This is a genomic window from Tessaracoccus sp. MC1627, assembly GCF_014164725.1.
Taxonomy (GTDB): Bacteria; Actinomycetota; Actinomycetes; order Propionibacteriales; family Propionibacteriaceae; genus Arachnia.
On the sequence record NZ_JACJGA010000002.1, the window covers coordinates 571,032 to 595,602 of the forward strand.

Sequence of the window (24,571 nt, forward strand, 5' to 3'; positions counted from 1 at the left end):
GTCCCGGACGGCCGCGGTCAGTCGAGCTTGGCGTGCGCGGCCTGGTCGGCTTTCAGCTTTGCCGGCCACCAGACGGCGGGGCCGATGTCATAGGCCAGCGCCGGCACCAGCAGGGTCCGCACGAGGAAGGTGTCGATGAGGACGCCGAACGCGACGATGAACGCAAGCTGGATGAGGAACAGGATGGGCAGGACGGCGAGGGCGGCGAAGGTGGCGGCCAGCACCAGGCCCGCCGAGGTGATCACGCCACCGGTGACGGCCAGGCCCCGCTTGATGCCCTCGCGGGTGCCGTGGATCATCGACTCCTCGCGGACCCTTGTCATGAGGAAGATGTTGTAGTCGATCCCCAGCGCCACCAGGAACACGAACCCGTACAGCGGCACCGACGGGTCGGCACCCGGCAGGTCCAGGACGTGGTTGAACACGAGCGCGGCGGTGCCCAGCGCGGTGCCGAAGGACAGCACCGTGGTGAGGATCAGCACCACGGGCGCCAGGATGCTGCGCAGCAGCAGGATGAGGATCAGCAGGATCACCACCAGCACCAGAGGGATGATGACGTTGCGGTCGCGGATGGAGGTGTCGCGGGTGTCGATGTTGGTGGCCGTCTCGCCGCCGATCTGGGCGGCGCCGTCGAGGTCCAGCCGGAGGGCGCGAACCGTGTCCGACGCGGCGTCGCTGTCGGCCGCGTCCGTCAGAGTGGCGAGCAGCAGGACCTGACCGTCGCTGACGGACGGTGCCGGGGCCGGGGTTCCGGGCGGGCCCAGCGGCTGGATGCCTTCGGACGTCACCGGCGCGGTGCCGGCGGGCGAGTCGGCGGCGATCACGGAGACCGAGTCCACGCCGTCGTTGGCCAGAAGCAGGTCGGTCACCTCCTGGAGCCGGGATTCGTCGGTCAGGACGCGGGCGGGGCTGCCCGACCCGGCGGGGAAGTGCTCGGCGAGCGCGACCTGGCCGTCGCGGGCCTCGGAGGCTCCGAGCACGAACTCGCTCGGGGGGACGCCGTCGGCCTTGAGCGTGGGCACGAACGCGGCGCCGGCTGCCAGCGCGATCGCGCACGCGATCCACACGGTCCGGGGACGCCGCGACACCAGCCCTGCCGCCTTCGCGTAGATGCCCGTGGTCATCTGGGTGTCGTCGCCGCGGTTGGGGTCGAAGCGGGGGCGGCGTGGCCAGTAGGAGGCGCGGCCCATGAGGAACAGCATGCTCGGCAGCAGCGTGAGGGCGCCGAGCATCGCGAACACGATGCCGATGGCCGCGACGGGGCCGAGCGAGCGGCTGGAGCCCAGATCGCTCAGCAGCAGGCACATGAGGCCGGCGATGACCGTGCCGCCGGAGGCCAGCACCGGCTCGATGACCCCCTTGAGCGCGGTCCGGGTGGCGTCGGCCTTCGACGCGCGCCGCTTCAGCTCCTCGGCGTAGCGCGCGGTGTAGAGCAGCGAGTAGTCGGTGGCCGCGCCGATGACGAGGATGAACAGGATGCCCTGCGTCTGTCCGGTCAGGGTGACGATGCCCGCCTTGGCCAGCCACCAGTTGACCAGCAGCGCGACGGCGAGGGCGGAGATGCTCGTGAGCAGCACCGCGAACGGCAGGATGAGCGAGCGGTAGACCACCAGCAGGATCACCAGCACCACGGCAAGGGCGACGACCAGCAGCAGCCCGTCGATGCCGCTGAAGGCCTCGGTGATGTCCGCGGTGAACCCCGCGGGGCCTGTGACGTAGGGGGTGACGCCGTCGGGGAGCCCCTCGGCGAAGTCCTCGCGGAGGAGCGTGACGACCTCGGCGATCTCGCCGTCGGAGTCCACGCCGGCGAAGACCTGCGCGGCCTTGCCGTCCTCGGACGGGATGAGGGGGGAGACCTCCTCCACCCCCTCGACGTCGGCCAGCGCCGCGGCTCGCTCGCCCAGCTCGGTGAGCGTCTCTGGCGTCAGGGCCTCGTCGGAGGTGAACAGGACGATGGCGGGGATGGTGGAGCTGTCCACGAAGTCCAGGTAGCGCTCGCTGACGATCGTGGCCTCCGCGCTGGTGGGGAGGAACGTCGACTGGTCGTTGGTGGCCACCTCCTCGATGCGGCCGAAGTAGGGTCCGCCCACAGCGGCGCCGACGAGCCAGATCAGGATGAGGGCAACGGGGATCGCGATGCGCGCGAGACGGGTCTTGGACACGCGCTCAGCCTAGGGTCGCGGGGCGGGGGAGTGGAGTGTCGCGGGGTCGGCCGAACGGTTGATGTCGAGTGTGAGAAGAGGCCGTGGCGTGTCCCGCTCGGCTGCGGGCTGCCATGTCTTCCTCGTCAAGGACCCAGACACCCCACGGGGATGACATGGACACCGTCATCGCGACGTCCCGCAGCGCCAGTGCTGGTGATGACCCCGAGTGCGGCCGGCTCGCCGTGACGGTCCCTGTCGACATTGGCTGCGAAACGCAACAACGACGCAGCTGCTGCGTCGACGTCGCGTGGATTCAGCTTGACTTCGAAGGCCGCCCACTTGTTGTCGCGGATCGAGACGATGGCATCGACCTCGTTGCCGTTGGAGTCCCGCCAGGACTCAACCGTGCCGCGGTGCGGCTGGGCGAAGATTCGGAGGTCACGAATGGCAAGGGCTTCGAAGTGGAACCCGGTGGCCCGCGGATCGGCGCGCAGTTCAGCCGAGCCGATGCCAAGTGCCGCCGGACCGAGTGAGGGGTCGACGAAGTAGCGGACGGGAGCCGCGCGAAGTCGTGTCCGAGAGCGCATGTGGGGTCGCCACGCTTCGGAGTCGTCGATGAGGCGGAGTCGCTCAAGTGCGTCGATGTAGCCCGTGATCGTCTCGTGCGCGATCGGTCCGGCGTCGCCGCCCACGTCCCTCGCCAACTCGGACAGCTTCACAGGTTGACCCACACTGCGGGCCAGTGAGGCTAACAGCCTCCGCAGGTTGCGCGGATTCCTACGTGGCCCCATGGCAGGGATGTCCGTTTCGACGATCTGGTCAAGGTATCCGTTCAGCCAGGAACGAGCATCCTCCTCGGCCCAGTCGATGATCTCGGGCCAGCCACCGACGACGATTCTCTTGAGCAGGTCCGTGAATGTCAGGTGTGTGCCCACGCCGGGTTGCCTCTCCCCTGACAGGAGTGCGGCGAACGAGACGGACCCGTTGGAGTGTCCCGACTCGAACAGGCTCATGGGGCGCATCCTCAGGACTGCGAAGCGTCCCGCGCCTGAGTGGCGGCTTGCGTCATCCCGGGGGCGCGATGATCCAGTGAGGATGAACTCCCCCTTGGCATGACGGTCGTCGACCTGACGACGGACGCGGTTCCAGATGGTGGGCTCAAGTTGCCACTCGTCGAAGAGGATCGGCGGCTCGCCCGTGAACAGCGCATCAGGATCCAAGGAGACTTGGGCGCGAGCGGTGTCGTCCTTGTCGAACTGGATCACCGTCCTGGCGACCTGGGAGGCGGTTTCGGTCTTGCCGCAGGCTTTCGGGCCCTCTATGAGGATGGCCCCCAACGCCCGTCGCAGGTGGGCGAGTTCGCCGTCAGCGACGCGTGGTCTGTAGCTGCACATGAGTCCAGTCTAGCTTTTGCCTAGAATGAACTCTTAAAATCGCATATGCTGAAACAGCAATCCTGCATGGATTGAATCCAATATATGCATCACCTTCTGCATCCGAGCGTGAATGGCAGAGGCCCCCGACCCTGCGGTGCAGGACGGGGGCCACTCTCAAGGGGCTACGGATCAGAGCGCGTAGTACAGCTCGAACTCGTGCGGGTGCGGGCGCATCGCGATGGCCTGGATCTCGGCTCGCTTGAGCTCGATCCACGTCTCGATCAGGTCCGGGGTGAACACGTCACCGGCGAGCAGGAACTCGTGATCAGCCTCGAGGGCGTCCAGCACCGCGCCGAGCGAGGCGGGCACCGTCGGAACCTGGGCGTGCTCGTCGGGGGGCAGCTCGTAGAGGTCCTTGTCGATCGGGGCCATCGGCTCGATCCGGTTCTGGATGCCGTCGATGCCGGCCAGCAGCATGGCGGCGAATGCCAGGTACGGGTTCGAGGACGGGTCCGGGCAGCGGAACTCGATGCGCTTGGCCTTCGGGTTGGAGCCCGTGATCGGGATGCGGATGCAGGCGGAGCGGTTGCGCTGCGAGTAGACCAGGTTGACCGGGGCCTCGAAGCCGGGGACCAGGCGGTGGAAGGAGTTCACCGACGGGTTGGTGAAGGCGAGCAGCGCGGGGGCGTGCTTGAGGAGGCCGCCGATGTAGTAGCGGGCCATGTCCGAGAGCCCGGCGTAGCCGTTCTCGTCGTAGAACAGGGGCACGCCCTCGTTCCAGATGGACTGGTGGCAGTGCATGCCGGAGCCGTTGTCGCCGAAGATGGGCTTCGGCATGAACGTGGCCGTCTTGCCGGCGGCCCACGCGGTGTTCTTGACGAGGTACTTGAACTTCATCACGTCGTCGGCAGACTTCAGCAGCGTGTCGAAGCGCCAGTTGATCTCGGCCTGGCCGGCGGTGCCCACCTCGTGGTGCGCGCGCTCAACCTCGAGGCCTGCGGCCTCCATGTGGCGGACGATGTCGTCGCGGAGGTCGCCGAAGTGGTCGACGGGCGCCACGGGGAAGTAGCCGCCCTTGTACTTGACCTTGTAGCCGCGGTTGCCGCCGTCCTCGAGGCGCCCGGTGTTCCAGGCGCCGGCCTCGGAGTCGATGTGGTAGTACGACGAATTGGCCGTGGTCTCGAAGCGGATGTCGTCGAACACGTAGAACTCGGCCTCAGGCGCGAAGAAGGCGGTGTCGCCGATGCCGGTGGACGCGAGGTAGGCCTGCGCCTTCCGCGCGATGTTGCGCGGGTCGCGGGAGTAGGGCTCCTTCGTCAGCGGGTCGTGGACGAAGAAGTTGACGTTGAGGGTCTTCGACTTGCGGAAGGGATCCACGTAGGCCGTGGTGGGGTCCGGCAGCAGCGACATGTCCGATTCGTGGATCTTCTGGAAGCCCGTGATGGACGAGCCGTCGAAGTTGAGTCCCTCCTCGAACACCTCAGGGCCGAACGAGCCGGCAGGAACGGTGAAGTGCTGCATGACCCCGGGAATGTCGCAGAAGCGGACGTCGATGGTCTCGATGCCTTCTTCCTTGACGTAAGCCAGCAGGTCGTCTGCGCCTTGGAACATGGGCGGATCTTTCCTCACGTGTCGGGATGTCTTGGATGAGACCATACGGGGAAAAACTTGTCCGTCAGTTGCCGATGAGTAACAGCGCTGTTACAGCTTTTCCGGAACTGAGGGCCGTCAGCGGGTCTGGCGGGGCATCGACGCCGCGGCGATCACCAGCATCCCGATCACCAGAGCGGCCAGCAGCGCGATGCCCACCCACGTGCTGGAGGCCACCTCGGCGTTGCCGGTCACATCGAGGACCGCGTCGGCGGCCCACGTCATGGGCAGGACGCGCGCGACCGCCGCCAGCGCGTCGGGCATCAGGTCGACGGGGGCGAAGAGCCCGGACAGGAAGATCTGGGGCCCGATGAACATCGGCATGAACTGCACCGCCTGAAACTCGGTGCGGGCGTAGGCGCTGGCCAGCAGCCCGAAGGACACCCCGACGAGGGCGTCGAGCAGGGTGATCACCAGCAGCACCCAGAGGGGACCCTCGATGTCCACGCCGAACACGCCCAGCACGAACGTGGCCAGCAGCGAGGCCTGGGCCACGCCGAGCACGCCGAACACCAGCCCGTAGGAGGCCAGCAGATTCCAGCGGCTCAGCGGCGTCGTCAGCAGCCGCTCCAGGGTTCCGGTGGTGCGCTCGCGCAGCATGGCGATGGAGGTGACCAGGAACATCAGCATCATCGGCAGCACGGCCAGCATCGTCGGCCCGATCGTGTCGAACGCCGTCGGCGCCCCGGGCGGGGTGGGGAGGTCGATCATCACGTAGTACAGGAGCGAGATGAACACGATGGGCAGCACCATCACCAGGCCGATGGTGCGCGGGTCCGCGTGCAGTTGGGCCAGGATCCGGGCGACGGTGGCCAACGGTGCCACGCGGCTGCGCGGGGCCGCGTGCCGAGGGCCGTTCACGCCGCGACCTCGCGTCGGACCAGGGCCAGGAACGCGGCCTCGGGGGTCGCGGCGCCGCTGGCGGCGAGGAGTTCGTCCATGTGCCCGCTGGCGAGGAAGTGGCCCTCGCGCATGAGCAGGACCGAGTCGCAGCGGGTGGCCTCGTCCATGACGTGGCTGGACACCAGCAGGGTGGTCCCGGAGGAGGCGAGCATCCGGAAGTGCTCCCACAGCGATTCCCGCGTCAGCGGGTCGAGGCCGACGGTGGGCTCGTCCAGGATCAGCACCTCCGGCTTCCCGACGAGGGCGCAGGCCAGGGACGCGCGGCTGGCCTCGCCCCCGGAGAGGGTCTCGACGCGCCTGGCGGCCAGGTGTGACAGCTCCACGTAGGCGATCGCGTCGTCGGCGGCCTCGTCGGGGGCGCCGTGGAGGCGGGCGAAGAGGAGGACGTTGGCGCGCACGGAAATGTCGCGGTAGATGCTCAGCGACTGGCTGGTGTAGGAGACGCGGCGGCGCAGCTGCGGGTCCCCGGCGGGCAGGCCGAGGAGTTTCAGCGTGCCGGAGGTGATCTTCTGGACGCCCACCATGGCGCGCATCAAGGTGGTCTTCCCGCAGCCGGAGGGACCGAAGAGGCCGGTGACCGAGCCGGGGGCAAGGGTCAGGTCCAGCCCGTGCAGGATCTCGTTCCTGGCGCGATGGACGACGAGGCCGCGGGCCTCCGCGGCGGGATGTGCCATGGCCCGGAATCTACTCCCGCGCCGGCGGCCGCGGCGTCCGGGGCGGAACGACGCGCCGACGCCCCGCCCCTGGGTGGAGGACGGGGCGCCGGAGGTGCGGGTCAGGCGCTGAACTGGGGTTCGGCGTCGTAGGTCGCCTGATCGAGGATGCCCTCGCGCTTGCCGACGACTGCGGCCACCAGCGCCTGGCCGGTGACGTTGAGCGCCGTTCGGCCCATGTCGACGATGGGCTCCACTGCCAGCAGGAGGCCGACCCCGGCCAGCGGCAGGCCCAGGGTGGACAACGTCAGTGTGAGCATCACCGTCGCGCCCGTGGTGCCGGCTGTGGCCGACGACCCAAGCACCGCGACGAACGCGATCAGCAGGTAGTGGGTGACGCCCAGGTCGATGCCGTAGAACTGGGCCACGAAGATCGAGGCCAGCGCAGGGAAGACCGCGGCGCAGCCGTCCATCTTGGTGGTTGCGCCCAGCGGCACCGCGAAGCTCGCGTACTGGCGCGCTACGCCCAGGTTCCTCTCCACCACCTGCTCGGTGACCGGCATGGTGCCCATCGACGAACGGGTCACGAAGCCCAGGGAGATCGCGGGCCAGACGTTGCGGTAGAACTGGCGCACGCTCAGGCCGTGAGCCTTGAGGATGGCGGGGTAGACCACCGCCCACACGATGATGAGCCCGATGTAGAGCGCCACCACGAACGAGCCGAGCGAGGCGAGAGAGGTCCAGCCGTAGGTGGCGACGGCCTTGCCGATCAGCGCCGCGGTGCCGATGGGCGCCAACCGAATGATCCACCAGAGGACCTTCTGGATGACCGAGAGGGCGGATTCCATGAACCCGACCAGCGGGGCGGCCTTGTCGCCCACCTTCAGCGCGGCGACGCCGAACAGGATTGAGATCAGGAGGACCTGGAGGACCGAGAAGTTGGCGGCTGCGGTGAAGCCCGCCTCGGGGTCGCCGGAGATGCGGACGCCGAGGCCGAGGAAGTTGTTGGGGATCAGCCCGAGGAGGAACGCCGACCATGAGCCCACGCGGCTCGGCTCGGCGGCTGCCTCCCCGTTGACGCCGGCGGTCAGCCAGGGCGCGGAGAGGAGCCCCACCGCGATGCCGACAACCACGCTGGCGAACGCCGTGATGGCGAACCAGACGAGCGTCTGGACGGCCAGCCGTGCGGCGTTGGCCACCTCACGGAGTCGGGAGATGGAGGAGATGACGGCGGTCACGACGAGCGGGACGACCAGGAGCGTGAGCAGGCTGACGTAGGCGTTGCCCACCTCGGAGAGGAGCGTGGCCAGCCAGTTGCGTTCCTCGCCGTCGGCGCCGATGGCCACGGCGATCAGGCCGAGAACCAGGCCGACGATGAGGCCGACGACGATCTGGAAGCCGAGGTTGGTGTAGAAGGGTTTGCGTGGCTGCGGCGTCGCCTCGAGGGCGCGCTCAGACGTGGCTGTTGACATGAAGGGCATTCCTTTGCTGGGGGTGTGGCGGGTTGGCGCTGCGCGTTCAGCGACAGCTGCCGACCTGGACGCGGCAGAGGTCCACCCACAGGCGGACGACGAGCAAAGGCATGGGCTCACCCTCCCACGCCCACCGGGTGGGGACCAACCTCGTTCGCCGAGGGCAGACCCGGCGGTCGCTGCTAGGCTGCCGCCCGTGACGACGACCCCCGCTGAGTACCCCGGCTCAACCCTCGGGCTTCCGGAGTCCGGTGCAGGGTCGTTGGCGTCGTGGCGGGCGCGGGTGGCGGCCATGATCGGGGACTGGGCGGCGAGCATGATCGTGGCGATCGGCCTCTTCGGGATGGACGTGATGACCGGCTACCAGGGGGAGTCGTTCCTGATCCTGGCCGTCTACTTCGTGGAGGCCAGCGTGCTGACCGCCCTGGCCGGCGGATCGTTCGGGCAGCTGATCGCGCGGATCGGGATCACGCGCCTGGACGGCCAGCCGCTCGGCTGGTGGCGCCCGGTGGCGCGGACCGCGATGAAGTGCATGGTGGTGCCTGCGATCGTGGTGGGCGCCGAGCGCCGGGCGCTCACGGACCTGCTGCTGGGCACCGTGGTGGTCAACCGCCGCTGAGCGGCGCGCTCACCGTCGGCCCCACTCCCACGTCGGACGGCTGAGCAGCCCCTGGCCTTCGACCATCGTCTCCCCGAGATCCTTGCCGAGCTCCACCACCTCGAGGTGCTCAGCGGGGACGGCCTCGGTGAGCTGCTCCAACAGCGGCCGGGAGTGCGTCACCACCACGAGCTGCGCGTCGACGGCGGCGCGGGCGATCAGCCGGGCCAGGGGAGAGATCAGGCTGGGGTGGAGGCTGTTCTCCGGCTCGTTGATGGCCATCAGTGGCGGCCGGCTGGGTGCCAGCAGCGCCGCGAGCCACATCAGGTAGCGCAGGGTGCCGTCGGAGAGTTCGGCGCCGCGGAGGGGGCGCAGCATTCCGGGCTGCTGGAGGGTGAGGTCGAACACGCCGTCGCGCACCTCGATCCCCGCCCTGCTACCGGGGAACGCGTCCTCGACCGACTCGTGCAGGGGCTCCTTCCCCCGCTCGATGATGGTCTGAAGCGCCGCGGCCACGTCCGAGCCGTCGGAGGCCAGCGCCCAGGTACGGGTGCCGACGCGGGGCTGCCTGGCCGGGGCGTCGGCGTCGGTGCGGAGGGCGTCGTAGAAGCGCCAGGCGGCGAGGTCGTCGCGGAGTGGGCGCAGCTCGGGCACGTCCGCCAGCATCGACGCGTGGGTGGGGAGGTGGAAGGGCAACTCGGTCCAGGGGCCGTCGTCGCGGATCATGACCCCGGCCCGAAGGCGCTTGGCCACCATGGTGCCGGGCCGCATGACGGGCCCGGCCCAGGCCGATTCGCGCTTGATCTCGGGGTCGCGGTCGAAGGCCGACCGGCCGGGGACGGGTAGCCCGAGGTCGATGAGGTAGGACAGCGCGTCCGAGCCGATGCCGAGCCGCAGCGACACCGGCCCGGCGCGCCTGGTCCCCTCGACGGCGTGGCCCCGGCGCGCCCCCGCCAACGATTCGGGGCCCGCCCACAGCGCGGAGCTCAGCCCGCCTTCGCGGGCGAGCGAGCCGACGGCGTCCCCGAGGGCGCAGCCGGCGAGGAGCCGGAGTGCGCGGTAGAGGCTGGACTTCCCGGAGCCGTTGGCGCCGGTGACGACGGTGACCCGACCCAAGGGGACCACGACGTCGCGCAGCGACCGGTATCCGGCGACGGCGAGGGTGCGATACATGCCCGCCACCCTAGGCGGCCCCTCCGACGCATTTCAGCCCCGGATAGAAGGGTCAGTCGGCCGTCTCGAGCCAGGCCTCCTCGAGGCGCTCGTGCCGGGCCTCCGCGTCGCGCAGCTCGGCGTCCAGGGCCGCCAACCGCGAGAAGTCCGTCCCGGCCTTGGCCATGTCCGCGTGCAGCCGTTCGATCAACGCTGCAGCCTTCTCCAACTGTCCCTCGATCCTGGCCAGGTCCTTCTTCTTCTGGCGCTCGGCCGCAGCGTCCGACGGCGACCCGGGCGAAGCCTGTCCGGCCGTCGGGGCGGGCGCCTTGGCCCTCGCGCGACGCTCCAGGTACTCCTCGACCCCACCCGGCAGCAGCGCGCACGATCCGTCGCCCAGCAGGGCGTAGGTGTAGTCGGTGATCCGCTCGAGGAAGTAGCGGTCGTGGCTGACCACGATCAGGGTGCCGGGCCAACTGTCGAGGTAGTCCTCGATGATGGTGAGGGTGTCGATGTCCAGGTCGTTGGTGGGCTCGTCGAGGATCATCACGTTGGGCTCGGTGAGAAGGAGACGGAGGAACTGCAGCCTGCGGCGCTCGCCACCGCTGAGGTCCCCGATCCGTGCCACCAGCTTGTCCCCGGTGAACCCGAACTCCTCCAGCAGCGACGACGCGGTGGCCTCGCGCCCGGTGGCGAGCTTCGTCTCCTCCTTGAGGCGCTTGACCGAATCGAGCACCCGGTCCGCGTCGTCCAGCTCACCGACCGTCTGCGACAGGAAGCCCAACCGCAGCGTCTTACCGCGCTTGACCTTGCCGCTGTCCGGCTCCCGGAACCCGGCGAGCAGATCCAGGAGCGTGGTCTTCCCCGCGCCGTTGACGCCCACCAGCCCGATCCGGTCTCCCGGCCCGATCGACCACGTGAGCTTGTCCAGCAGTGTCCGGTCCGGGATGGCGTAGGTGACGTTGATGAGGTCGAACACGTCCTTGCCCAGGCGCGTCACGGCGAATTGTTGCAGCGCAAGCTTGTCGCGCGGCTCGGGCTCGTCCGCGATGAGCACGTTGGCGGCCTCGATGCGGAACTTGGGCTTCGACGTCCGGGCCGGGGCACCGCGACGCAGCCAGGCGAGCTCCTTGCGGGCGAGGTTCTTGCGCCGCGACTCGTTGGCGGCCGACTGCCGCTGCCGCTCAACCCTCGCCAGCACGTAGGCCGCGTAGCCGCCGTCGTAGCCGTCGACCACGCCGTCGTGGACCTCCCAGATGCGCGTGCAGACCGCGTCCAGGAACCACCTGTCGTGGCTGACCACCAGCATGGACAGCCCGGACCTGGTGCGGGCCTGCAGGTGCGTGGCGAGGAACGCGATTGCCTCGACGTCGAGGTGGTTGGTGGGCTCGTCGAGCACGATGAGGTCGTGGTGGCCCAGCAGCACGGCCACCAGCCCCACCCGACGGCGCTCGCCGCCGGACAACGTGTCCAGCCGGCGGTCCAGCTCCATGTCCGCCAGCAGTGCCTCGACGACGGCGCGCTTCTCCGCGTTCGCCGCCCACACGTGATCCGGCTCCCCGTCGAGGATCCAGTCCCGTAGCGTCTGCGAGTCCTGCCCGACGGTGGCCTGGGTCAGCACACCGATGGAGGCGTTGCCGGTGACGGTGACCCGCCCGGAGTCCGGCTCCAGGTCTCCGGTGAGGATGCGCAGCAGGGTGGTCTTGCCGTCGCCGTTGCGGCCCACCACGCCGATCACCTCACCGGCGCCGACACCGAGCGAGACGGAGTCCAGCAGGATGCGCGTCCCGAAGCCGTGGGTGACGGATTCGAGGTTGACCAGGTTCGCCACGCGTCAGCGGCCGCGCATGGCGGACCGGGCGCCCTTCGTCTGGATGGGGCCCTTCGGAATGGGGGCCTTGGGACGCATGGCGTCCAGAGCGCGGAGGCGCTGGTTGACCTCGGTGATCTTGGCGGGCGACAGCTTCTTGGGCAGCTTCTTGATCTGATCGGCGAGCTTGTCCAGCGGCACCTGGCCCGTGCCCTTGCCCATCTGGATGATGGTGACGTCCACGCCGTAGGCCACCTGCTCGTGCTTCTTCTTCTCGCTGGCCAGCAGCGGCTTCAGCCTGCCGGGCTCGCCCTCGCCGATGAGCACCAGCCCGCCGGGACCGAGCGTGCGGTGCACGGCGTCGAGGCTCCGGGTCGCGGTGATGACGGGGGTGGAGATCCACTGCTTGGGCAGCATCTGCAGCGCCACTTCCGCGGAGCCGGCCTGACCCTCGAAGCGACGGTAGACGGCCTTGCGGGCCCGCCACGTGAAGATCGACAGCGCCCCGAGCATGCCGGCGGAGACGCCCACGATGCCCCAGATCAGGGGGGCGTCGAGCACGAAGCCGAGGATGAGCAGCGCAGCCCAGGGCACGAGGAAGCCGGCCAGCATCAGCCACGGCAGCACCGTGTCGTACTTGACCGTGACCTTATAGGTCTCGCGGAGCTGCTTCCACCAGCCCCAGTCCTTGGGGTCTGTGGAGTTCTTCTTGGCCGCCTTGGCGGCCTTCAGCTCGGCCTTCTGCTTTTCAGCTAGCGCCTTGGCTCTCTCGCTGGCCATCTGTGTCTCCGTCTCAGCCGATTGTGATGCGCGCGTCCATCGCGGTCCGGTACAGGCGTCCCGCCCTGTACGAGGAGCGGACCAGAGGACCAGACAGCACGCCAGAATATCCGATCCCGCGCGCCTCCTCGGCCAGGTCCTCGAACTCCTCCGGCGTGACCCAGCGGTCGATCGGGTGGAGCGTGGCGTTGGGGCGCAGATATTGGGTGATGGTGATCAGTTCGGCGCCTGCGTCGTGCAGGTCCTGCAGCGCCTGGCTGATCTCCTCGCGGGTCTCGCCCATGCCCAGGATGAGGTTGGACTTGGTGACCAGGCCGGCCTCCCGCGACATGGTCAGCACCCGCAGCGAACGGTCGTAGCGGAAGCCCGGACGGATGCGCTTGAAGATCCGCGGCACCGTCTCGACGTTGTGCGCGAACACCTCGGGGCGGGCGTCGAACAGCTGCCCGAGGAGCTCGGCGCGCCCGGAGAAGTCCGGGGCCAGCATCTCGACGCCGACCCCCGGGTTGAGCGCATGGATCTGGCGGATGGTCTCCGCGTACAGCCAGGCCCCCTCGTCGGGGAGGTCGTCGCGACACACCCCGGTGACGGTGGCGTAGCGGAGCCCCATCTTCTTCACCGACGCGGCCACCCGCAGGGGCTCCGACGGGTCGTAGCTCTCCGGCTTGGCGGACTCGATCTGGCAGAAGTCGCAGCGTCGGGTGCACTGATCCCCGCCGATGAGGAACGTGGATTCGCGATCCTCCCAGCATTCGTAGATGTTGGGGCAGCCGGCCTCCTGGCACACGGTGTGGAGGTCGCCGTCGCGCACGATCTTCTGCAGGTCCGTGTAGTTGGGGCCCATCTTCGCGGTGGTGCGGATCCAACTCGGCTTGCGCTCAATCGGGGTCTCGGCGTTTCTCGACTCCACGCGGAGGAGTCGACGTCCATCGGGCTGCACTGCGGTCACCCGCACAGCCTACCCGCTGCCGCCGGGAGGGCCCCGGCCGTGGCGCTAGCCTGAGCGGGTGCTCACGCGCCCCGCCACTTCGACCCGCCCGGTGACCGCCGGTGTCGCGGCCCTGGTGGTCGCCGGCGTCGCCTGGGGCACCTCCGGCACGCTCGGCACCCTCCTGCGCGGCACCTCCGGGCTGGGATTCCTGGCCGTCGCCGGCTACCGGATCCTCGTCGGCGGGCTGCTGCTCATGCTCGCGGTGGCGCTGACCGGCCGCGTGCGGTGGCCGCGCCGTCGCTCCGGGTGGATGAGGGTGGCGGCGATGGCCGCGTGCTCGGCGGTGTACCAGTTCGGCTTCTTCAGCGCGGTGGGGTTGCTGGGCGTGTCCATCGCCACGCTGGTCACCGTCGGCTCGGCGCCCGTGATGGTGCTGGTGGTGGACCTCGCGACGGGCCGGCAGCGGCTCACGCGGCCGCTGGCGCTGGCGCTGGGTTTCACCGCCGTCGGCCTGGCCCTGTTCATGGGTGCGCCGCCGCAGGGGGTGTCGGTGGCCGATGCGCTCTGGGGGGCGGGGCTGGCCCTGGTGGCCGGGGCGGCGTTCGCGGTCATCAGCCTGCTGGGCGCCCGTCCGGTGGCGGACTACCACGACGCCACCGGCTCGGCCCTGGCCTTCCTCCTCGGTGGCCTGGTGGTGCTCGGCGTCGCCACCGTCGCCGGCCAGAGCGTCTGGTTCGTTCCGACGCCCGCGAGCGTTGCACTTGTGGTGGCTCTCGGCCTCATCCCCTCTGCCGTCGCCTACCTCGCCTACCTGCGCGGGCTTCGCACCCAGAGCTCGACGACCGGGGTGATGGTGGCGCTGCTGGAGCCGCTCACCGGGGCCGCGCTGGCGTTCCTGGTGCTGGGGGAGCGCCTCAGCGCCGCCGGGCTCGTCGGCGCGGCGCTGCTGCTGGCGGCGGTGGTGCTGTCGTCGCGACGGGCGGCCGCGCCTCCGCACGCCGTCGAGTGATCAGCCGAGGATCGGATCCAGGGCCCGTGTCAGGGGGGTGCGCAGATCGTCGGCCACGCCCTTGACGCTCCACTGGCCGGGCAGCTCCTCGACGATCGACGTCACCCCCGCGTCGGCGATGCCGCAGGCGATGATGTTGCTGAAACGCTCGGCCGAGCTCAGCACGTTGAGCGCAAAGCCGTGCATCGTGGTGCGCCTGGCCACGCGCACGCCGATGGCGCAGATCTTGCGCTCAGGCCGATCCCCGTCGGCGGGCAGCCACACCCCGGTGCGGCCCTCGACCCGGCCGCTGGTCAGCCCGTAGCCGGTGAGCAGTTCGATGACGGCCGCCTCCAGGGCGCGCACGTAGTCCACCACGCCGACGCCCTCCCGCAGCTGCACGATCGGGTAGCCGACGAGCTGGCCGGGGCCGTGATAGGTGATGAGCCCGCCGCGATCCACGTCGATGACCGGGGTGCCGTCCTGCGGGCGCTGCTCGGCGGTGGTGCGGCGGCCGGCGGTGTAGACGGGGGAGTGCTCGACGTAGAGGACCTGGCCGGGGGCGCCGCCCGCGACCGCGGCGTGCAGGGCGCGCTGCCGGTCCCAGGTCTCCTGGTAGTCGGCCAGGGACTCGCCCAGGCCGCGATCGTCGAACGTGAACATGGGCCCGATGCTAACCGCTCAGAACAGGGCGGCGGTGAGCGAGACCAGGGGCGGGGCCAGCAGCAGCGCGGGCAGCAGGTCGCCGACGGGGATCTGCTTGAGGTTGAGCAGCCGGAGCCCGAGCGCGAGCAGCACCACGCCGCCGGTGGCGGTCAGCGCGTCCACCTGCGCGGTGCTCAGCACGTCGCCGGCGAAGTAGCCGACGGCGGTCAGTGACCCCTGGATGAGCGCCACCGCCCCGGCCGAGGCGAGCACTCCCCAGCCCAGCGTAGAGGCGAACGCCATGGCCGCGAAGCCGTCCAGCACGGACTTGACGAGCAGCTGGTCCGCGCCGCGACCCAGCCCGTCGGACAGCGAGCCCAGGATGGCGAGGGGACCCACGCAGAACAGGAGCGTGGAGGTGACCATGGCGTCGACGAACCGCGCCGCGTCCCCGGAGGCGGTGAAGCGCCCCCGCAGCCAGGCGGCGCCCTGCTCGAGGCGGTCCTCGACCCGCAGCCAGGACCCCAGCAGAGCCCCGACGAGCAGCGACGCGAGCACGATCAGCATCGCCGCGCCGTCGACCTCGTGCCGCAGCGCCTCCGATCCCATGGCCACCACAGACAGTCCGCCGAGCACCAGGGTGACCAGGCCGAGCACGGAGGTGACGGTGTCCTTGGTCTTCTCGGGGATCCGGTTGCCCAGGGCTATCCCGAGGAGGGCGCCGACCACCACGGTGATGACGTTGACGACAGTCCCGACCCCGATGAACACGCCTGTCATCCAATCAGATCCGGCGTTCCCGCCCTACGCGGGGGTCGATCCGTGCCAGTCTGGGGGAGGGCTGTCCACCAGCCACGAACGAGTTGTTCAAACTTTGTGTAACGTTTAGGCTGTGGGCACCGGCGGGAGAAGGAGGGGACCGTGCGCCGATTCCTGCACGAACCGCGCGCCTTCCTGACCGCCGCCCTGGTCAATCCCGTCGAGCGGATCCGCACGGAGACGCCTGCCGTGCGCCGCCGTCGCCGGATCGTGGTGGGGGTCACGGTTGTCCTGGGCGCCGTCGCCCTGGGTCTGGCGCTCTCCATCGAACCCGGCGCGCCCGAGTTCTACGCCGCGACACTCGGCGTCGCGGCGCTCTGGATCCTCGGGGCGTTCGTCTCCGGCCCCCTCTACCTCGGGGAGGGGCGCACCCGCGACGGTGGCCGCAGCAGGGGCGTGCTGCAGGGCTTCCTGCTGGGGCTCATGCTGCTCGCCGTCTTCCTCGCCGGGGCGCTCGTCGTCAACCGGATCCCCGTCCTGTCGGCCCCCGTCGAGGACCTGCTGGACTACGCCCGCTACGGTTCGCTGTGGCTCGTGGCGCTCGTCACGGCAGTCAACGGGGTGGCCGAGGAGCTGTTCTTCCGGGGCGCCGTCTACGCGTCGCTGGATCGACGGTTCAACGCCGTCGGCTCCACCGCCCTGTATGCCGCGTCCACGCTGTTCACGGGGGTCCCGCTGCTCACCTTCGCCGCGGTCTGCCTCGGCCTGCTCACCGCCGCCCAACGCAGGGTCACAGGCGGGGTCCTCGGGCCGATCGCCTCCCACCTGACCTGGTCACTGGGCATGCTGATCCTGCTCCCACCGTTGTTGTCCCTTGGAGGCTGACATGTCCACCCGCACCGCACTCGTCACAGGCGCCACCGGCCACGTCGGCGCCCGGCTCGTCCCCGCGCTCCTGGACGCCGGGTGGCGGGTCCGGGTGCTGTCGCGCAACCCCGGGAAGCTCGTGCCCGCCTGGCGTGACCGGGTCGAGGTCACCGCCGGAGACGCCACCCGCACCTCCGACGTGCTCCGGGCGCTGGACGGGGTGGAGGTGGCCTACTACATGCTGCACTCGATGGACGGTCGCGGGGACTACCGGCGGCGTGACCGCGAGCTCGCCGAGACCTTCGCCGCCGCCGCACTGGCCTCCGGGGTGGAGCGGATCGTCTACCTCAGCGGACTGCACCCGGAGGGGAAGCTCTCGGAACACATGGCCTCCCGGGTGGAGGTGGGCGAGATCCTGCTCGGCTCAGGGGTGCCGACGGCGGTCCTCCAGGCCGGCGTGGTGCTGGGGGAGGGGTCGGCGTCCTTCGACATGCTGCGCCACCTCTCCGAGCGGCTCCCCGTGGCGGTGGGGCCCAAGTGGCTGCGCAACCGCATCCAGCCCATCGCCGTCGACGACGTCATCCACTACCTCGTCCGCGCCGCCGACCTCCAGCCAGACGTCAACCGCGCCATCGACGTCGGGATGGAGGAGGTGCTCACCTATGTGGAGATGATGCACCGCTACGCCACGGCCACCGGGCTGCAGCCGCCGTTCGTGGTCACGCTCCCCGTCCTCACACCCCGCCTCGCCTCGCTGTGGGTGGGTCTGGTGACCCCGGTGGACTCCGCGATCGCCAGGCCGCTGGTGGGCAGCCTCATCCACGACGCCGTCAAGAGCGACGACGACGCCGCGGGCCTGCTCGGGGACCCCCTGGGTGGGCTGACCGGGTTCGACGACGCCGTCCGGAAGGCCACCGCGGAGGTGGATCCGGCGCGTCCCCGCCGCACCTACGCGCGCCTCGGGGTCGCATTGCTCGCTCTGGCCCTCGTGGTCGCTGCCGCGAGTAGCCTGATCCGACGTAGGAATGGAGGCCGTTGAATGCACGACCATTACAGGGCTGGAAGCGTGACCACGACCGAGGCGTTCGACCGGGGCGCGGGGCACTACGACCTCATGGTGGCCCTCAACCCCGGGTACCACCGCGAGCTCAGGCGCGCCGCCACGGCGCTGGTCGAGCGGGTGGGCGGGGATGCCCGGCTGCGGCTGATCGACCTCGCCTGCGGCTCCGGTGCCTCGACGGCGGCGCTGGTGGGTGCCGCCCCCGAGGGCACGGAGATCCTCGGCCTCGACGCGTCCTCGGGGATGCTCGCCGAGGCCGGGCGCAAGCAGTGGCCCAGCGGGGTCAGCTTCGAGCAGGCCGTGGCCGGCACCCTGGACCTCGACGCCGTCGGCGGTGACCGGGACGGCATCCTGACCTGCTACCTCTTCCGCAACGTGCCGCCCATGACGCGTGACCGCGCGGTCACGGAGGTGTTCCAGCTGCTGCGCCCCGGGGGCTGGCTCGTCGTCCAGGAGTACTCGGTGGCCGGCGACGACCGGGCCAGGCGCGTCTGGGACGCGGTGTGCCGCGCCGTGATCATTCCGCTGGGCACCGTCGTGGACCGCGACGTGGACCTCTACCGCTACCTGTGGCGCAGCGTCCGCGACTTCGACTCCGTCGACCGCTTCGCGCACCGGCTCACCAGGGCCGGGTTCGTCGACATCGCGCACCGCACCGCCTCCGGATGGCAGCGCGGCATCCTCCACATGTTCGTCGCCCGCAAGCCCGAGGAGCATGCATGAGCACCACCACCTACCCCGGCCGCGACAAGCGGGCCGTCCGACATCCGGGCCCGCTGGGAGTGTCGCGGGTGGGGGAGCCGAAGTCGGTCGCGGTCGTCGGCGGAGGGATCGCAGGCCTGGCCGCTGCCGCCGGGCTGGCCGAGCGCGGGGTGCAGGTCACGCTCATCGAATCCTCGGACCGCCTCGGTGGGCGGGTGGCGGCATGGCCGCTGGACGACGGCCGCACCATGAGCCGCGGATTCCACGCGTTCTTCCGGCAGTACTACAACCTGCGCGGGCTGCTGCGGCGCATCGATCCGCAGCTGAACTCGCTCGTGCCGATCGAGGACTACCCGCTGCAGCGCCCGGACGGGATGCGGGACTCCTTCACCGGGCTGGCCACCACGCCGCCCTTCTCCGTGATGCAGTTCGTGTGGCGCAGTCCCGCGTTCAGCGCGCGCACGCTGGCCAAGGTCAACGTGCCCGCGGCCATGGAACTGCTCCGGGTGAAGTTCCCCGAGACCTACTCCGCCTACGACGGCGAGTCCGCCGCGGATTTCCTGGACAGGTTGCGCTTCCCGGAGGCGGCCCGCGACCTGGCCCTGGAGGTGTTTGCCCGGTCGTTCTTCGCCGACCCGTCGCAGTTCGGCGCCGGGGAACTGGTGGCCATGTTCCACACCTACTTCATGGGATCGGCCGAGGGCCTGCTCTTCGACGTGCCCGTCGACGACTACGACACCGCCCTGTGGGCGCCCCTCGGCCGCTACCTCGCGGGTCGCGGGGTGGACATCAGGGTCGGCCAGCACGTTGAGGCGATCGGCATCGGGCAGGGCGCCACCACTGTGGTGATCGACGGGGAGGCGAGCACCTACGACGCCGTCGTCCTCGCCACGGACCCACGCACCAGCCGGGAGCTGATCTCGGACCTGGCCGGCAGCAGTTGGGGGGCGTGGCAGCGACGCGTCGCGGGCACGGTCAACGCGCCGCCGTTCGTGGTGGTCCGGCTGTGGCTGGACACCCCGGTGGACGCGTCGCGCCCGGCGTTCGTCGGCACCTCCGGCTACGGGCCGCTGGACAACGTATCCGTGCTGGAGCGCTTCGAGAAGGGCGCCGCGGACTGGGCGACGGAGCACCGCGGCTCCGTCGTCGAGCTGCACGCCTACGCCGCGGACCCGGCGGTGGCGTCTGATCCGGGCGCGGCTGAGGGGGTCGCGGCGAGGCTGGAGGAGGAACTGCACCGGATCTTCCCGGAGACGGCCGCGGCCGGCGTTCTGGAGCGCGAGGTGCTGGTGCGCGACGACTGCACGCTCATCGGGCCGGGCAGGTGGGCGGACCGCCCAGGTGTGAGGACGCCGTCGCCGCGGCTGGTGCTGGCGGGCGACTGGGTCCGCTGCCAGTACCCGGTGGCACTGATGGAGCGGGCGGCCACGACAGGCTTCCTGGCGGCCAACGCCCTCCTCGAGGGGTGGGGCGCGGCCGGCCACGACCTGTGGACGGTGCCGATGGAGGGGCTGCTGGGCCGCTGGCCCCGCCGCTGACCCACCCTTGGACGAGCCGCACCATCCCGCTGGTTGAGCCGGGCCAAGCCGCCCCCTCCGCTGGTTGAGCCGGGCCAAGCTGCACCTTCCCGCTGGTTGAGCCGGGCAAAGCCGCGGAGCGGCGCAGCCCGCGTCGAAACCGACGCAACTCTCCAGCAAGTCCCTGCACCGGGTGCGGTGGGTTCGACGCAGCAGCGGGCGCTTCGCGCCGCGGCTGGGTCAACCAGCGGGATAGTGGCGACCCCTCCCGACGCTGGTTGAGCAGGCCGAATGCGCTCGCCCGTTTGGTTGAGCGGACCGAGCTGCACCCTTCCCGCTGGTTGAGCCGGGCAAAGCCGCGTAGCGGCGCAGCCCGCGTCGACTTGGGTTGAGCCGGGCAAAGCCGCTCAGCGGCGCAGCCCGCGTCGACTTGGGTTGAGCCGGGCAAAGCCGCTCAGCGGCGCAGCCCGCGTCGAAACCCGACGCAACCCTCCAGCAAGACCCCAGCACCGGGTCAACGGTGACCCGGCAGCGGTCCGGCAGCCTCTCGGCACCGTCAGTCGGAATCGAGACGTGCGCGCGCCCCATCCGAGATCTCACACGGCTGAGTCTGGCGACCCTTGCGAGCCAAGCCGGGCAAGTCGCCGTACCGACCTTCAACCAGCGCGATCCGCTTCTCCCTGCCCCAGCCTTGAATCTTCTTCTCGACGTTGAACGCCTCATCGATTCGCTCGAACTCCTGGGCCCAGACGAGGCGCACGGGTCGCCGACGGCTGGTGTACGTGGCGCCACGACCCGACATGTGTTGCGTGACCCGTTCCCCGAGGTCCCAGGTCGACCCGACGTAGAAGCTCCCGTCGGAGCATTGGAGCATGTAGGTGAATGGCATGCCCCCATCGTGGCTGCGACACAGCGTCAGGCAAGGGCAATGCGCCCACCTGTGGATAACTTGCGAGTCCGTGCGCCAGGTTCGGGTCGGTTTCGACGCGGGCTGCGCCGCTTCGCGACTTGGCCCGGCTCAACCAGCGGGGAAGGGTCCGAAGGGTCAGTGGGCGGCGGCGAAGCTGACCGACGGCATCGCCCCCACGACCGCCCTCACCGCGACACTCAACTTCTCCCGGTTCGGCACCCGGATCCGGCCTGAGAACACGTCGTAGTCAGCGGCCTCGATCCGGTCCAGGATCCGGCTGTACAGGACGAGCGCGGTCCCGACGCAGCGCTTGGAGGCCGGCGGCAACATGTCGAGCCCCCGGACCCCTTCGGCGTACAGCTCCCGGTTTCGGGCCACCTGCTCGGCCATCATCGCCCGCCACTGCGGCGTGACGCGGCGGAGCCACGGATCCGCGCCGTGCCTGGCCAGATCCTCCTGAGGCAGATAAACACGCCCGCGGTCCAGGTCCTCGTTGATGTCGCGCAGAAAGTTGGTGAGCTGGAACGCCTGCCCCAGCGCCCGCGCCGGCCCCATCGCCTCCGGGGTGAGGGGCTCGAGCACCGGCAGCATCATCTCGCCGATCACCGCGGCCGAGCCCTCCATGTACCCGTCGCGCAGGTCCTCCCACGTTTCCCACGTGTCCTGGGTGAAGTCCGAGGCCATTGCGTCGAAGAACCGTTCGAAGCACTCCGGATCGGTTCCCCGCCGGTTGATGCTCTCGACGATGGCCGCCATCACCGGCTGATCGGCAGTTCCGCGGGCCAGGGAGTCGAAGAACGTGGCGCGGAACGCTGCGAGCCGCTCCTGGGGGGTCCCGTCGCGCGGCACCGCGGCGTCGTCAGCCTGCACCTTGTCCGGCTCGTCGACGATGTCATCGGCCAGCCGGCACAGCGCGTAGACGCTGTACACGTCCTTGCGCTGGGACTTCGGCAGCAGCAGCGCACCCCAGTAGTAGGTGGTGCCGTACTCCCGGGTGAGCTCGGCGCACCGCCGGTAGCCGGCGTCCAGGGATGCGTTCACCGCCCCATCTCCGCGACCCTCTTCGCAGCCAGCTTCCCCGACACCAGCACCATCGGGATGCCGACCCCCGGGGTGGTGCCGGACCCGGCGAACACCAGGCCGGGAACGCGACGATCCACGTTCTTCGGGCGGAACGGGCCGGTCTGCGGGAAGGTGTGGGCCAGCGCGAACGGGGTGCCCGCCGCTATGCCCTGGCGCTCCCAGTCCACCGGGGTGACGAGCTCCTCGGTGACGATGTCGGTGGGGTAGCCCATCTTCTCGAGCGAGCCGAGCATCCGCTCCCGCAGGCGAGGTCCCTCGACGTCCCAGTCCAGGCGCCCCACCTTGAGGTTGGGCACGGGCTCCAGGTAGTAGAGGACGTGGCACCCCTCGGGAGCTGCAGCCGGGTCGTCGATCGACGGCACGGACAGGAACCGCGACGGGTCCGTCATTGCCGTCCCGCCGTCGAGCAACTCCCGGAAGGACTCGTCCCACGCCTTGCCGAAGTAGATGTTGTGGTGCCCCACGCCGTCGGGCAGCGTGCCGCGGACGCCCACGTGCCACACCAGCGCGCTGGGGGAGTACCGGCCGTTGCGTGCCACCCGAGGCGCACGCACGTCGGGTAGTAGGCGCTCGTAGGCGACGGGGAGATCCACTGTCACCACGACGGCGTCGGCCGCCAGGACCTCGCCGCCCGGAAGGCGCACCCCTGCCGCTGAGCCGTCGGCGCGCCGCTCCACCCGCTCCACGGGGGTGGAGTAGCGGAACTCGACGCCAGCGTCTGCGGCCGCCGCAGCCATGGCTCGCGGGACGGCGTGCATGCCGCCCTCCGGGAAGAAGACTCCCTCGATGGAGTCCATGTAGGTGATCACGGCGTAGAGCGCCAGCGCCTGGGCGGGTGCCAGGCCCGCGTACATGGCCTGGAAGCTGAACATCCGATGGAGGCGCTCGTCGTCGAACCGTCGAGCGACGGCCGGGCCCAGCCGGCCGAACCCGCCCAGCCGGATCAGCTCAAGCGCGGCCATCGGAGACCGGAACAGGCTCAGGGGGGAGTTGAAGTTGGCGTCGATGAAATGCGGGAGCTCCACATCGTTGAGCCGCTTGAGCCACACCACGAACTTGTCGAACGCGGCCGCGTCCTTCGCGCCGCTGTGCGCGGCGATCTCGGCGCGCATGGCCTCGTGGCCGGCGCGCACGAGCAGGGTGGAGCCGTCGGCGAAGTGCGCGTGGTAGGCGGGATCGAGTTGCTTGAGGGTGACGTAGTCCGGCACCCGCTTCCCGACGGCGCTGAACGCCTCCTGGAGCAGGGAGACCATGGTGAAGACCTTGGGACCGGTGTCGAACGTGAAGCCGTCCTTCTCCAGCAGGCCGTTGCGGCCGCCGGGAATGGCCTCGCGCTCCAGGACGGTGACCCGGTAGCCGTCGCCGGCCAGGTGCATCGCGGCGGCAAGGCCGGAGAGCCCCGCCCCCACCACGGCCACGTGGCGCTGCGCGCCGGACTTCCCCGGGATCCGTCGTCCGCGGCTCATGACTGCCTCCAGGCGAGCGAGCCGGCGGCTTCGCGCAGACCGGCCACGCCGGCCGCCACGAGTGGGGGCATCTCCAGGCAGGCCAGCCCGTCGTCGACGGCCGCGGCGATCATTGCTTCGAGCTCGTCGGCCACGCCCGCGGCGCGGATGGCGTCGGCGAGACGGTCGACGTCCTCGCGTGCCAGGTCGGGGGCGCCGAGGCGGCTGAGGAGGTGGGCGTCGGGGCCGCTGAGGCGGTCCTCGGCGAGGGAGAGGAGCACGGTTGCCTTCGCTTCCAGGAGGTCGTCCCCGGCGGGTTTGCCGGTGATGTCTGGGTCTCCCCAGACACCGAGGTATTCGTCGCGGAGCGCGAACGCGCGGCCGAGATGGTCGCCGCACTCCATGAGGGTGGCGACGACGGCGGGATTGGCGCCGGCGGCGGTGGCCCCGATCTGGAGGGGCCTGGCCACGGTGTAGCGGCCGGTCTTGGCGCGGGCGATGTGCTCGGCATGGGCACGGTCGCGGCGGGCCGCTGCGGCGCCGGTGAGGTCCGCGCGCTGCCCGGCGATGAGCTCGACCGACAGCGCGTACCAGACCTCGCGCAGGGGCTGCGGGAGGCCGTCGACGAGTCGGTCGGAGATGGTGTGGGCGAGGTCGCCCAGGAGGATCGCCATGTTGCGGCCGAAGACCTCCGCGTCGCCGGAGGCACCGGCCGCGCGGTGCCAGCCCGCCGAGGCCACGTGGGCCGACGGGCGCCCGCGTCGGGAGTCCGATTCGTCCATCACGTCGTCGTGGATGAGCGCGAAGAGATGCAGGGTCTCAAGGGCGGAGGCGGAGCGGATGAGGTTGCGGTACCCGGAGGAGCCGTGGGTCCCGCCGGTGGCGATGAAACCCCAGTAGGCCAGGGCCACGCGCAGCCGCTTGCCGTGGCCCACCAGCAGGCCGCCGAGCCAGCGTGGCAGGTCCGCCTCGAGCACGTCGAGGCCGAGGTCTCCGGCGTAGCTCTGCCACTCGACGGTGAGGGTGTTGACCTCCGCGGCGAGGAGGGCGTCGACGTCCGCGATGGCCGCGCCGACGTCGATGGTGGGCGGCGCGGGCCTCCACACGGCGTCGGGGTGCGCCGAGG

At 70.4% G+C, this 24,571-nt stretch carries 22 protein-coding genes; 6 read left to right on the plus strand and 16 right to left on the minus strand.

Going from position 1 to position 24,571, the window contains the following annotated elements; genetic code table 11:
- Positions 1 to 17: 17 nt before the first annotated feature.
- The 6 genes from H5399_RS07825 to H5399_RS07850 form a co-directional block, all read right to left on the minus strand.
- Positions 18 to 2,162, minus strand: coding sequence for an MMPL family transporter (locus tag H5399_RS07825; RefSeq protein WP_370585714.1), 2,145 nt, complete (start codon positions 2,160 to 2,162; stop codon positions 18 to 20).
- A 125-nt stretch (positions 2,163 to 2,287) separates the two neighbouring features.
- The gene (locus tag H5399_RS07830) at positions 2,288 to 3,538 is read right to left on the minus strand and encodes an ATP-binding protein (protein ID WP_182782434.1); all 1,251 of its coding nucleotides are present in this window, start codon (positions 3,536 to 3,538) and stop codon (positions 2,288 to 2,290) included.
- Positions 3,539 to 3,709: 171 nt separating this feature from the next.
- Complete coding sequence (glnA, locus tag H5399_RS07835) at positions 3,710 to 5,131, minus strand: type I glutamate--ammonia ligase (RefSeq protein ID WP_182782435.1); 1,422 nt, start codon at positions 5,129 to 5,131, stop codon at positions 3,710 to 3,712.
- 117 nt (positions 5,132 to 5,248) lie between these two features.
- Positions 5,249 to 6,031: an ABC transporter permease gene (locus H5399_RS07840; protein WP_370585715.1), complete on the minus strand. Its 783-nt coding sequence runs from the start codon at positions 6,029 to 6,031 to the stop codon at positions 5,249 to 5,251.
- Entirely contained in the window at positions 6,028 to 6,747 is a 720-nt protein-coding gene (locus H5399_RS07845; protein ID WP_182782436.1) for an ABC transporter ATP-binding protein, read from the minus strand. Before H5399_RS07845 ends, H5399_RS07840 begins: the two co-directional genes overlap by 4 nt.
- A gap of 101 nt (positions 6,748 to 6,848) precedes the next feature.
- Positions 6,849 to 8,198, minus strand: coding sequence for a dicarboxylate/amino acid:cation symporter (locus H5399_RS07850; RefSeq protein ID WP_220490882.1), 1,350 nt, complete (start codon positions 8,196 to 8,198; stop codon positions 6,849 to 6,851).
- A gap of 196 nt (positions 8,199 to 8,394) precedes the next feature.
- Here H5399_RS07850 and H5399_RS07855 point away from each other — a divergent pair, with 196 nt between their 5' ends.
- Complete coding sequence (locus H5399_RS07855; RefSeq protein ID WP_182782438.1) at positions 8,395 to 8,817, plus strand: RDD family protein; 423 nt, start codon at positions 8,395 to 8,397, stop codon at positions 8,815 to 8,817.
- A 9-nt stretch (positions 8,818 to 8,826) separates the two neighbouring features.
- Here H5399_RS07855 and H5399_RS07860 read toward each other — a convergent pair whose 3' ends face one another.
- Genes H5399_RS07860 through H5399_RS07875 form a run of 4 tightly spaced genes read right to left on the minus strand, consistent with a single transcriptional unit; the run spans position 8,827 to position 13,487 of the window.
- Positions 8,827 to 9,969 (minus strand): AAA family ATPase, encoded by a 1,143-nt coding sequence (locus tag H5399_RS07860; RefSeq protein ID WP_182782439.1) that lies wholly within the window; start codon positions 9,967 to 9,969, stop codon positions 8,827 to 8,829.
- Positions 9,970 to 10,021: 52 nt separating this feature from the next.
- Positions 10,022 to 11,779: an ABC-F family ATP-binding cassette domain-containing protein gene (locus H5399_RS07865; protein WP_182782440.1), complete on the minus strand. Its 1,758-nt coding sequence runs from the start codon at positions 11,777 to 11,779 to the stop codon at positions 10,022 to 10,024.
- Between the two features lie 3 nt (positions 11,780 to 11,782).
- The gene (locus tag H5399_RS07870) at positions 11,783 to 12,538 is read right to left on the minus strand and encodes a DUF4191 domain-containing protein (protein WP_182782441.1); all 756 of its coding nucleotides are present in this window, start codon (positions 12,536 to 12,538) and stop codon (positions 11,783 to 11,785) included.
- Positions 12,539 to 12,551: 13 nt separating this feature from the next.
- Positions 12,552 to 13,487 carry a lipoyl synthase gene (locus H5399_RS07875; protein ID WP_182782442.1) on the minus strand — a complete coding sequence of 312 codons (936 nt, stop codon included), beginning with the start codon at positions 13,485 to 13,487 and terminating at the stop codon, positions 12,552 to 12,554.
- Positions 13,488 to 13,545: 58 nt separating this feature from the next.
- Between H5399_RS07875 and H5399_RS07880 the strand changes: the two genes are divergently transcribed.
- Positions 13,546 to 14,478 carry a DMT family transporter gene (locus H5399_RS07880; RefSeq protein WP_182782443.1) on the plus strand — a complete coding sequence of 311 codons (933 nt, stop codon included), beginning with the start codon at positions 13,546 to 13,548 and terminating at the stop codon, positions 14,476 to 14,478.
- On the opposite strand, the gene lipB is transcribed toward H5399_RS07880, so the two are convergent.
- Both lipB and H5399_RS07890 read right to left on the minus strand, forming a co-directional pair.
- Positions 14,479 to 15,120: a lipoyl(octanoyl) transferase LipB gene (lipB, locus tag H5399_RS07885; RefSeq protein WP_182782444.1), complete on the minus strand. Its 642-nt coding sequence runs from the start codon at positions 15,118 to 15,120 to the stop codon at positions 14,479 to 14,481.
- A gap of 18 nt (positions 15,121 to 15,138) precedes the next feature.
- The gene (locus tag H5399_RS07890; protein ID WP_182782445.1) at positions 15,139 to 15,882 is read right to left on the minus strand and encodes a DUF554 domain-containing protein; all 744 of its coding nucleotides are present in this window, start codon (positions 15,880 to 15,882) and stop codon (positions 15,139 to 15,141) included.
- Between the two features lie 141 nt (positions 15,883 to 16,023).
- Between H5399_RS07890 and H5399_RS07895 the strand changes: the two genes are divergently transcribed.
- Genes H5399_RS07895 through H5399_RS07910 form a run of 4 tightly spaced genes read left to right on the plus strand, consistent with a single transcriptional unit; the run spans position 16,024 to position 20,028 of the window.
- Positions 16,024 to 16,746, plus strand: a complete 723-nt coding sequence (locus H5399_RS07895) for a CPBP family intramembrane glutamic endopeptidase (RefSeq protein ID WP_182782446.1) — start codon at positions 16,024 to 16,026, stop codon at positions 16,744 to 16,746.
- A 1-nt stretch (position 16,747) separates the two neighbouring features.
- A complete protein-coding gene (locus tag H5399_RS07900; RefSeq protein WP_182782447.1) occupies positions 16,748 to 17,767 on the plus strand; it encodes an NAD(P)H-binding protein in 1,020 nt (339 codons plus the stop codon).
- A gap of 27 nt (positions 17,768 to 17,794) precedes the next feature.
- Complete coding sequence (locus tag H5399_RS07905) at positions 17,795 to 18,511, plus strand: class I SAM-dependent methyltransferase (RefSeq protein ID WP_220490883.1); 717 nt, start codon at positions 17,795 to 17,797, stop codon at positions 18,509 to 18,511.
- Positions 18,508 to 20,028, plus strand: a complete 1,521-nt coding sequence (locus H5399_RS07910; protein ID WP_182782449.1) for an FAD-dependent oxidoreductase — start codon at positions 18,508 to 18,510, stop codon at positions 20,026 to 20,028. The genes H5399_RS07905 and H5399_RS07910 overlap by 4 nt, the downstream gene beginning before the upstream one ends.
- Positions 20,029 to 20,563: 535 nt before the next feature.
- Here the strand turns inward: H5399_RS07910 and H5399_RS07915 are convergent.
- The 4 genes from H5399_RS07915 to H5399_RS07930 form a co-directional block, all read right to left on the minus strand.
- Entirely contained in the window at positions 20,564 to 20,896 is a 333-nt protein-coding gene (locus tag H5399_RS07915) for a GIY-YIG nuclease family protein (RefSeq protein ID WP_182782450.1), read from the minus strand.
- Between the two features lie 156 nt (positions 20,897 to 21,052).
- On the minus strand, positions 21,053 to 21,958 hold the full coding sequence (locus H5399_RS07920) for a phytoene/squalene synthase family protein (RefSeq protein ID WP_182782451.1): 906 nt from the start codon (positions 21,956 to 21,958) through the stop codon (positions 21,053 to 21,055).
- On the minus strand, positions 21,955 to 23,466 hold the full coding sequence (gene crtI / locus H5399_RS07925) for a phytoene desaturase family protein (RefSeq protein WP_182782452.1): 1,512 nt from the start codon (positions 23,464 to 23,466) through the stop codon (positions 21,955 to 21,957). Before crtI ends, H5399_RS07920 begins: the two co-directional genes overlap by 4 nt.
- A complete protein-coding gene (locus H5399_RS07930) occupies positions 23,463 to 24,551 on the minus strand; it encodes a polyprenyl synthetase family protein (RefSeq protein WP_370585720.1) in 1,089 nt (362 codons plus the stop codon). The genes crtI and H5399_RS07930 overlap by 4 nt, the downstream gene beginning before the upstream one ends.
- Between the last annotated feature and the right edge of the window lie 20 nt (positions 24,552 to 24,571).